The 6,677-nt window shown below is 62.9% G+C and carries 9 protein-coding genes; 7 read left to right on the top strand and 2 right to left on the bottom strand.

The features are described from left to right. On the top strand, positions 1–373 hold a 373-nt coding region (thyA, locus tag EN932_RS25265; RefSeq protein ID WP_128369144.1), incomplete at its 5' end, for a thymidylate synthase. An 11-nt stretch (positions 374–384) separates the two neighbouring features. Here the strand turns inward: thyA and EN932_RS25260 are convergent. Beyond that, positions 385–594 carry a molybdopterin-binding protein gene (locus EN932_RS25260; RefSeq protein ID WP_127369522.1) on the bottom strand — a complete coding sequence of 70 codons (210 nt, stop codon included), beginning with the start codon at positions 592–594 and terminating at the stop codon, positions 385–387. Between the two features lie 161 nt (positions 595–755). Here EN932_RS25260 and modA point away from each other — a divergent pair, with 161 nt between their 5' ends. From modA to EN932_RS25240, 4 genes are all read left to right on the top strand, one after another. Further along, positions 756–1,550 carry a molybdate ABC transporter substrate-binding protein gene (modA, locus tag EN932_RS25255; protein WP_064993786.1) on the top strand — a complete coding sequence of 265 codons (795 nt, stop codon included), beginning with the start codon at positions 756–758 and terminating at the stop codon, positions 1,548–1,550. Between the two features lie 15 nt (positions 1,551–1,565). Then, positions 1,566–2,270, top strand: coding sequence for a molybdate ABC transporter permease subunit (gene modB / locus EN932_RS25250; protein ID WP_063168280.1), 705 nt, complete (start codon positions 1,566–1,568; stop codon positions 2,268–2,270). Next, complete coding sequence (gene modC / locus EN932_RS25245; protein WP_127385234.1) at positions 2,267–3,379, top strand: molybdenum ABC transporter ATP-binding protein; 1,113 nt, start codon at positions 2,267–2,269, stop codon at positions 3,377–3,379. The genes modB and modC overlap by 4 nt, the downstream gene beginning before the upstream one ends. Before the next feature lie 80 nt (positions 3,380–3,459). After that, positions 3,460–3,801, top strand: coding sequence for a winged helix-turn-helix domain-containing protein (locus EN932_RS25240; protein WP_013531026.1), 342 nt, complete (start codon positions 3,460–3,462; stop codon positions 3,799–3,801). A gap of 145 nt (positions 3,802–3,946) precedes the next feature. Here EN932_RS25240 and cobF read toward each other — a convergent pair whose 3' ends face one another. Next, positions 3,947–4,720, bottom strand: coding sequence for a precorrin-6A synthase (deacetylating) (cobF, locus tag EN932_RS25230; RefSeq protein WP_127370287.1), 774 nt, complete (start codon positions 4,718–4,720; stop codon positions 3,947–3,949). A gap of 225 nt (positions 4,721–4,945) precedes the next feature. Here cobF and EN932_RS25220 point away from each other — a divergent pair, with 225 nt between their 5' ends. Continuing rightward, entirely contained in the window at positions 4,946–5,947 is a 1,002-nt protein-coding gene (locus EN932_RS25220; protein WP_127385236.1) for a DUF4424 domain-containing protein, read from the top strand. Next, positions 5,947–6,465 carry a dihydrofolate reductase gene (locus tag EN932_RS25215; protein ID WP_013531029.1) on the top strand — a complete coding sequence of 173 codons (519 nt, stop codon included), beginning with the start codon at positions 5,947–5,949 and terminating at the stop codon, positions 6,463–6,465. Before EN932_RS25220 ends, EN932_RS25215 begins: the two co-directional genes overlap by 1 nt. Positions 6,466–6,677: the final 212 nt, after the last annotated feature.

The raw sequence follows: 6,677 nt of genomic DNA, 5'->3' as shown, positions 1-6,677 counted from the left end.
GGCGCTGCCGCCCTGCCACTGCCTGTTCCAGTTCTATGTTTCGCAAGGGCGGCTTTCCTGCCAACTCTACCAGCGTTCCGCCGATATCTTCCTTGGCGTGCCGTTCAACATCGCGTCCTATGCCCTGCTGACCTTGATGGTGGCGCAGGTGACAGGGCTGAAACCCGGCGATTTCGTCCACACACTTGGCGATGCGCACCTCTACTCGAACCATTTCGAGCAAGCACGCGAACAGCTGCGGCGCACGCCGAGGACGCTGCCGACGATGTGGATCAATCCGGAGGTGAAGGACCTCTTCGCCTTCCGCTTCGAGGATTTCCGGCTGGAAAACTACGTCGCCGACGCGTCAATCAAGGCGCCGATCGCGGTCTAAGGCCGCAAATTTCAGTCCATGCCGACCATCACGTCCGAGGCTTTGACCACGGCATAGGCCTGCTTGCCCTTTTCGAGCTTGAGATCGGCGACGGCCTCGTTGGTGATCGAGGCGGTGACGATGGCGCCGCCGCCAATGTCGATCCTGACATGCGAGGTGGTGGCTCCCTTGACGATCTCGGCGATCGTTCCCTTGAGGACGTTGCGGGCGCTGATCTTCACCGGAGTTTCCTTTCCAAGGTTTCTTTTCCCGGTCTTACCAGAACAATTGGTGTCGTACAGACGCTTTCATGAGGCGCCGGGCCTTCCCTTGTTATATTCATACGGATATATCGGTCAGCAGGCTTCGAGCCGGCCGGATTTCAAACCAGGGAGAGTTTTCCATGACGCGCAAAGGTTTTGGATCGAGGGCGATCGCCATTGGCGGTTTGGCTGCGGCGCTGATGGCAGTCGTGCCGGCAGCGCATGCGGAAGACAAGGTGGTGGTGTTTGCCGCAGCCAGCCTCAAGGACGCGCTCGACGCGGTGAACAAGGCCTGCGAGGCCGATGTCGGCGAGGCGGCGACTGTCTCCTATGCCGCGAGCTCGGCGCTGGCCAAGCAGATCGAGGGCGGGGCGCCTGCCGACGTCTTCATCTCGGCCGATCTCGACTGGATGAAATATCTCTCCGACAAGAAGCTGACCAAGCCGGACACCGAAGTGAAGCTGCTCGGCAATCAGATCGTGCTGGTGGCGCCGAAGGACTCGGCGGTCGACACCAGGATCGAGAAGGGTTTCGACCTCGCCAAGCTGATCGGCGACGGCAAGCTCGCCATGGGCGATTTCAAGGCGGTGCCGGCCGGCAAATACGGCAAGGCCGCGCTTGAATCGCTCGGCGTCTGGTCCTCGGTCGAGGGCAAGGTGGCGCAGGCCGAAAACGTGCGCGCGGCGCTGAAACTGGTTTCGACGGGCGAAGCCGCCCTTGGCATTGTCTATGCCACCGACGCGCATGCCGAAAAGGGGGTCAAGGTGATCGGCACCTTCCCGGAGGATTCGCATCCGCCGATCATCTATCCGGTTGCCCAGACCGCCGATTCGAAGGACAAGGATACGCCGGCTTTCCTGAAATGCCTGCAGTCGGCCAAGGCGGCCGCGCTGTTCAAGGATCAGGGATTTACCGTGCTCGCGCCGAGCAACTGAGTTCCAAGGGGCACTATGAACTGGCTGCTGGACCTCACTCCCGACGAATGGAATGCGGTCCGGCTGTCCATCAAGGTGGCAACGGTGGCGATGCTCGCCAGCCTGCCGCCGGGCATCTTGATCGCGCTTCTGCTTGCCCGGGGACAGTTCTGGGGCAAGACGGTTCTCAACGGGCTGGTGCATCTGCCGCTGATCCTGCCGCCGGTGGTGACCGGCTATCTGCTGCTGCTCACCTTCGGCCGGCGCGGTCCGGCCGGTGCCTTCCTGGCCGAGCATTTCGGCATCGTCTTCTCCTTCCGCTGGACAGGTGCGGCGCTGGCTTGCGGCGTCATGGGCTTTCCCCTGATGGTGCGGGCGATCCGGCTGTCGATCGAGGCGGTGGACCGTAGGATGGAAGCGGCGGCGGGAACGCTCGGCGCCAATCCGCTCTGGGTGTTTGCCACCATCACGCTGCCGTTGATCCTGCCCGGGCTGATCGCCGGCGCCATCCTGGCCTTCGCCAAGGCGATGGGCGAGTTCGGCGCCACCATCACCTTCGTTTCCAACATTCCCAATGAGACGCAGACATTGCCGTCGGCGATCTACACCTTCACGCAGGTGCCGGGTGGCGATGAAGGGGCGCTCCGCCTGACGCTGATTTCCATTGTCATCTCCATGGCAGCACTTGTGGCTTCGGAGGTGCTGGCGCGGCGTGTCGGCCGGCGGCTGGACATCGAATGAGCGTTCTCGTCGACATCAGCCATCGGCTGGGCGGTTTCGCCATCGGCGCCCGCTTCGAAAGCGCCGGGCGGCTGACGGCGCTGTTCGGAGCGTCTGGGTCGGGCAAGACGACGCTGATCGGCATGATTGCCGGGCTGATCCGGCCCGACAAGGGACGCATCGAGGTTGACGGCCGTGTGCTGGTCGATACCGGTGCCGGCATTTTCGTGCCGAAGCACAAGCGCCGCATCGGCATGGTGTTCCAGGACGCAAGGCTGTTTCCGCATTTGAGCGTTGCCGGCAATCTTCGCTACGGCCGCTGGTTCACGCCGCCGGCGGAGCGCTACGCCGATATCGATGCCGTCGTCGACCTGCTCGGCATCGGGCCGCTCATGAACAGGCGGCCGGCAAAGCTCTCAGGTGGCGAGAAACAGCGTGTGGCGATCGGCCGGGCATTGCTTGCCAGCCCCAGACTGCTGCTCATGGACGAACCGCTGGCCTCGCTCGACGAGGCGCGCAAGGCCGAAATCCTGCCCTATGTCGAAAGGCTGCGCGACGAGATCAAAATCCCGATCGTCTATGTCAGTCATTCGGTCGCCGAAGTGGCGCGGCTGGCCAGCGACGTGGTGATGCTGGCGCAGGGCAATGTCGTTGCCAGCGGGCCGACCGAGGCGGTGATGCAAAGGCTCGACCTGTTGCCGGCGGAGGAGCGCGGCGAGGGCGGCGCCGTGCTGGACACCAAGGTGCTGCATCACGACGAGAGTTTCGGCATGACCGTGCTCGGCTCGGCTGCGGGCGAGCTCCGGGTGCCACAGCTGGCGATGAAGACAGGTACGCCGGTGCGCATCCGTATCCGCGCACGCGATGTGATGATCGCCACCGAAAAGCCGAGGGGTCTCAGCGCGCTCAACATCCTGCCGGGAACCATTACCGCGATGAGCCCCGGCGAGGGACCGGCGGTCGAGGTCGGTATCGACTGCAATGGCGCAACCGTGCTTGCCCGCATCACCGAACAGTCGCGGCAGGCGCTGAAGCTTCATCTTGGCGGCAAGGTTTTCGCGGTGATCAAGACGGTGAGCTTCGATCGGGCGAACACCGGCGCCGGCCTGCCCGCCGAGACGGATGGATGATCCCGCTATGTCTTTTTGGAATAGCGGTTTCGCCAGGGAGCTTCTAGTATGACGTTGGGATGTGACCGCGGAGAGCAAAGATGCCGTCGCTGAGCTTGCGGATAAATCTCGATCCCGACGGGCGCGTCGGGCCGGGCAAGATCGAACTCCTGGAACAGATCGCCGCCTTCGGCTCCATCTCGGCCGCCGCGCGCGGCATGGAGATGTCCTATAAGCACGCCTGGGACCTGGTCGAGGACATGAACCGGGTATTCGGCAAGCCGCTGGTGGCGGCACAGACCGGCGGCCGCAAGGGCGGCGGCGCACAGTTGACGGCGGTCGGCCTGGCAGTGGTCAGCCGCTTCCGCGCCATCGAGCGCGCGGCGGCGGCCGCGGCAGCGACGCATATGGAGGCGTTGCAGGCGGAGATTGAGGCTGGGTGAGGGAGTAGGGCAGTAGGGCAGTAGGGCAGTAGGGCAGTAGGGCAGTAGGGCAGTAGGGCAGTAGGGCGGCATTCGCGTGCTGTCTTCCAACACAAAACGTCATTCACCTACTGCCCTATTGCCTTACTCCCCTATTGCCTTCCTATTAGGGCTTGCGCAGCAAATAGCTGTCCATGATCCAGCCCTTCCGCCGACGGGCTTCCTCTCGAACTTTTTCGATCTTTGCGCCGATGTCACCGATCCTGCCGGAGAGAGTGATCTCGTCTTCCGTTCCGAGGTAGGCGCCCCAATGGATGACGACATCCTTGTCGGCCAGCGTGTTGAAGGCGCATTTGCCGTCCAGCAGGACGACCGCGCTGCCGGCATTGTCCGGCATGCCTTCTTCGGTCAGGCGGCGGCCGGTGGTAATGAGGACGGAATCGCCGATGCGGTTCAGCGCCATCTTGTGGCTGGCGGCAAGTGCCTGGACGGCGGTGATGCCGGGGATGACCTCAAGCTCGAACGCCACATCGCCTCGCAGGCGCACGCGCTCAAGGATGCGCAACGCGCTGTCATAGAGCGAAGGGTCGCCCCAGATCAGGAAGGCGCCGCAGCCGTCGCCTGCAATCTCGTCGCGGATCAGGCCTTCGTAAATGGCGGCGATGGCTTGATGCCAGTCATCGACGGTCGAGCGGTAGGAGGGCGCCGGACCATCTTCTACCGGGAGGTCGCGCACCGGCACGTCGAATTCGACGCGCCGCGACTTCGGATTGGTGACGAAGCGGTCGCAGATCTGACGGCGCAGTTCGGCCAATTCATTTTTTTTCGCGCCCTTGTCGGGAATGAACAGCACATCCGCCTGGTTCAGGCCTGATATGGCCTGAACGGTCATGTGGTCGGGATTGCCGGCGCCGATGCCGATGACGAGAAGCTTGCGCATGGGCGAACTCCTGCCCGATCGGAACCCGTTAGTCCAGACCGCGCAGGCGCGTGTCCAGACCGCGCAGGCGCGTGTCCAGACCGCGCAGGCGCGTGTCCAGACCGCGCAGGCGCGTGTCCAGACCGCAGTCCAGCTCCCTTTGGTTCGTCCGCGGATACGGAAGGGCTTTGAACGCCACATTGAAACGGCTAGGGTCCTGCAGGCATTCCAGCCGAGGGGGCTTCCATGTTGCGATATGTTCTGACCGCCGTGCTGGCCTTGTCGTCCGTACCCGCTTTCGCCAATGATTCGGTTGCCGAACTTGGCACCGGCGGCCTGATCCTGTCGCGCAGCGATGCCGTGGCGATGCAAAGCGAGGACCTTTTCATCTCGCCGGAAAGGGTCACGGTCGACTATGTCTTCCACAACAACACCGATCAGGATGTCCAGGCCATCGTCGCCTTCCCGATGCCCGACATATCGGGCAATCCCGAAGAAATCCCGGCGATTCCTGAAAATCAGAGCGATAATTTCCTCGGTTTCGAGGTGACGATCGACGGTGTCGCCGCAAAGCCGCAGCTCGAGCAGAAGGTGTTGGCGCTCGGCATCGACATCAGCGCTGAACTGAAGGCGCAAAACGTGCCGTTCTATCCTTTCGGCGATGCGGCGAAGGCGGCGCTGGCGAAGCTGCCGCAAGCGGTTGTCGATGACTGGGTCAACCGCGGCATCATCATCGAGGACACCGGCAGCGACGGCACCGAGACGAGCAAGGTCTACACCCCGTTCTGGCAATTGCGTTCGACCTACTGGTGGCGCTCGACCTTTCCGGCCAACAAGGACGTCCATGTTTCCCACCACTACAGGCCGAGCGTCGGCGGCACGTCTTCGGTCAGCTTCTTCTACGACGGCAAATTCCAGGGTCAGTATGCGGCCTACAAGACCCGGTATTGCATGGACGGCACATTCGAAAATGCGGTGCGCAAGGCGGCCAAGGACGACCCTGACGGCTACCCCAAATATTTCGAGAGCCGCATCGCCTATATCCTGACCACCGGCGGCAACTGGGCTACGGGCACGATCGGCAAGTTCAAGCTGACGATCGACAAGGGCAATCCGAAAGCCCTGGTCTCGTTCTGCGGCGACAATGTCAAAAAGACCGGACCGACGACATTCGAGATGACGGCGGATGATTTCTACCCCGAGCGCGACATCGACATCCTGATCCTCGAGCCGACGGACGAAAATTGATGCATGTCGCAATCTACGTTGCCATTGCCGAGAACGGCGTGATCGGGCGGGACGGCGGGCTCCCGTGGCGGCTCTCCACCGATCTCAAGCGCTTCAAGGCCGATACGATGGGCAAGCCTATCATCATGGGCCGCAAGACCTATGAGGGCATCGGCCGGCCGCTGCCGGGCAGGTTGAACATCGTCGTGACCCGCGACGAGACCTGGCGCGCCGAGGGCGTCGAGGTGGCACATTCGCTCGAAGCCGCGATCCAGCTGGCGACGGTGCGCGGGCGCGGCATGGCCGATGTCGACGAGGTGTGCGTCATCGGCGGCGGCGAAATCTATGCCCAGGCCATGCTGCTGGCCGACCGGCTGCACGTCACCCATGTGCTGGCAGCGGTCGACGGCGATGCGCATTTCCCGCCGATCGATCCCGATTCCTGGCGCATTGTCAGCTCGCAGGACGTCCCTGCCGGGGAAAAGGACAGCCACCCGACGCGCTATTCGGTTTACGAGCGGCGTCGCGAGAGACATTGAACGAAAAAAGAGCCATTGAAGGAAGACAAAGGGTCGCGACTGGACCAAATCGGACGAAGTCGGAAGCGCATCGCGTTGAAAGCGCCCCGTGGCGTGCCTATAGAAGAACAATACTGGATTTTGCGCCGTAATGCCGGCGCTTGAGGGAATTCCAAGCGAAAGGACATTCATGCCCTGGAACGACAAAAGCGGCGGTGGCGGCGGCCCATGGG

The organism is Mesorhizobium sp. M7A.F.Ca.US.002.01.1.1, from assembly GCF_004022955.1.
Taxonomy (GTDB): domain Bacteria; phylum Pseudomonadota; class Alphaproteobacteria; order Rhizobiales; family Rhizobiaceae; genus Mesorhizobium; species Mesorhizobium ciceri.
This window is presented reverse-complemented; position numbering and strand designations above follow the sequence as displayed.

Bases quoted from the DNA above. Each gene is read 5' to 3' on its own strand.
- modA (WP_064993786.1), top strand. From the start codon at position 756: ATGACGCGCAAAGGTTTTGGATCGAGGGCGATCGCCATTGGCGGTTTG.
- modB (WP_063168280.1), top strand. From the start codon at position 1,566: ATGAACTGGCTGCTGGACCTCACTCCCGACGAATGGAATGCGGTCCGG.
- modC (WP_127385234.1), top strand. From the start codon at position 2,267: ATGAGCGTTCTCGTCGACATCAGCCATCGGCTGGGCGGTTTCGCCATC.
- EN932_RS25240 (WP_013531026.1), top strand. From the start codon at position 3,460: ATGCCGTCGCTGAGCTTGCGGATAAATCTCGATCCCGACGGGCGCGTC.
- cobF (WP_127370287.1), bottom strand. From the start codon at position 4,720: ATGCGCAAGCTTCTCGTCATCGGCATCGGCGCCGGCAATCCCGACCAC.
- EN932_RS25220 (WP_127385236.1), top strand. From the start codon at position 4,946: ATGTTGCGATATGTTCTGACCGCCGTGCTGGCCTTGTCGTCCGTACCC.
- EN932_RS25215 (WP_013531029.1), top strand. From the start codon at position 5,947: ATGCATGTCGCAATCTACGTTGCCATTGCCGAGAACGGCGTGATCGGG.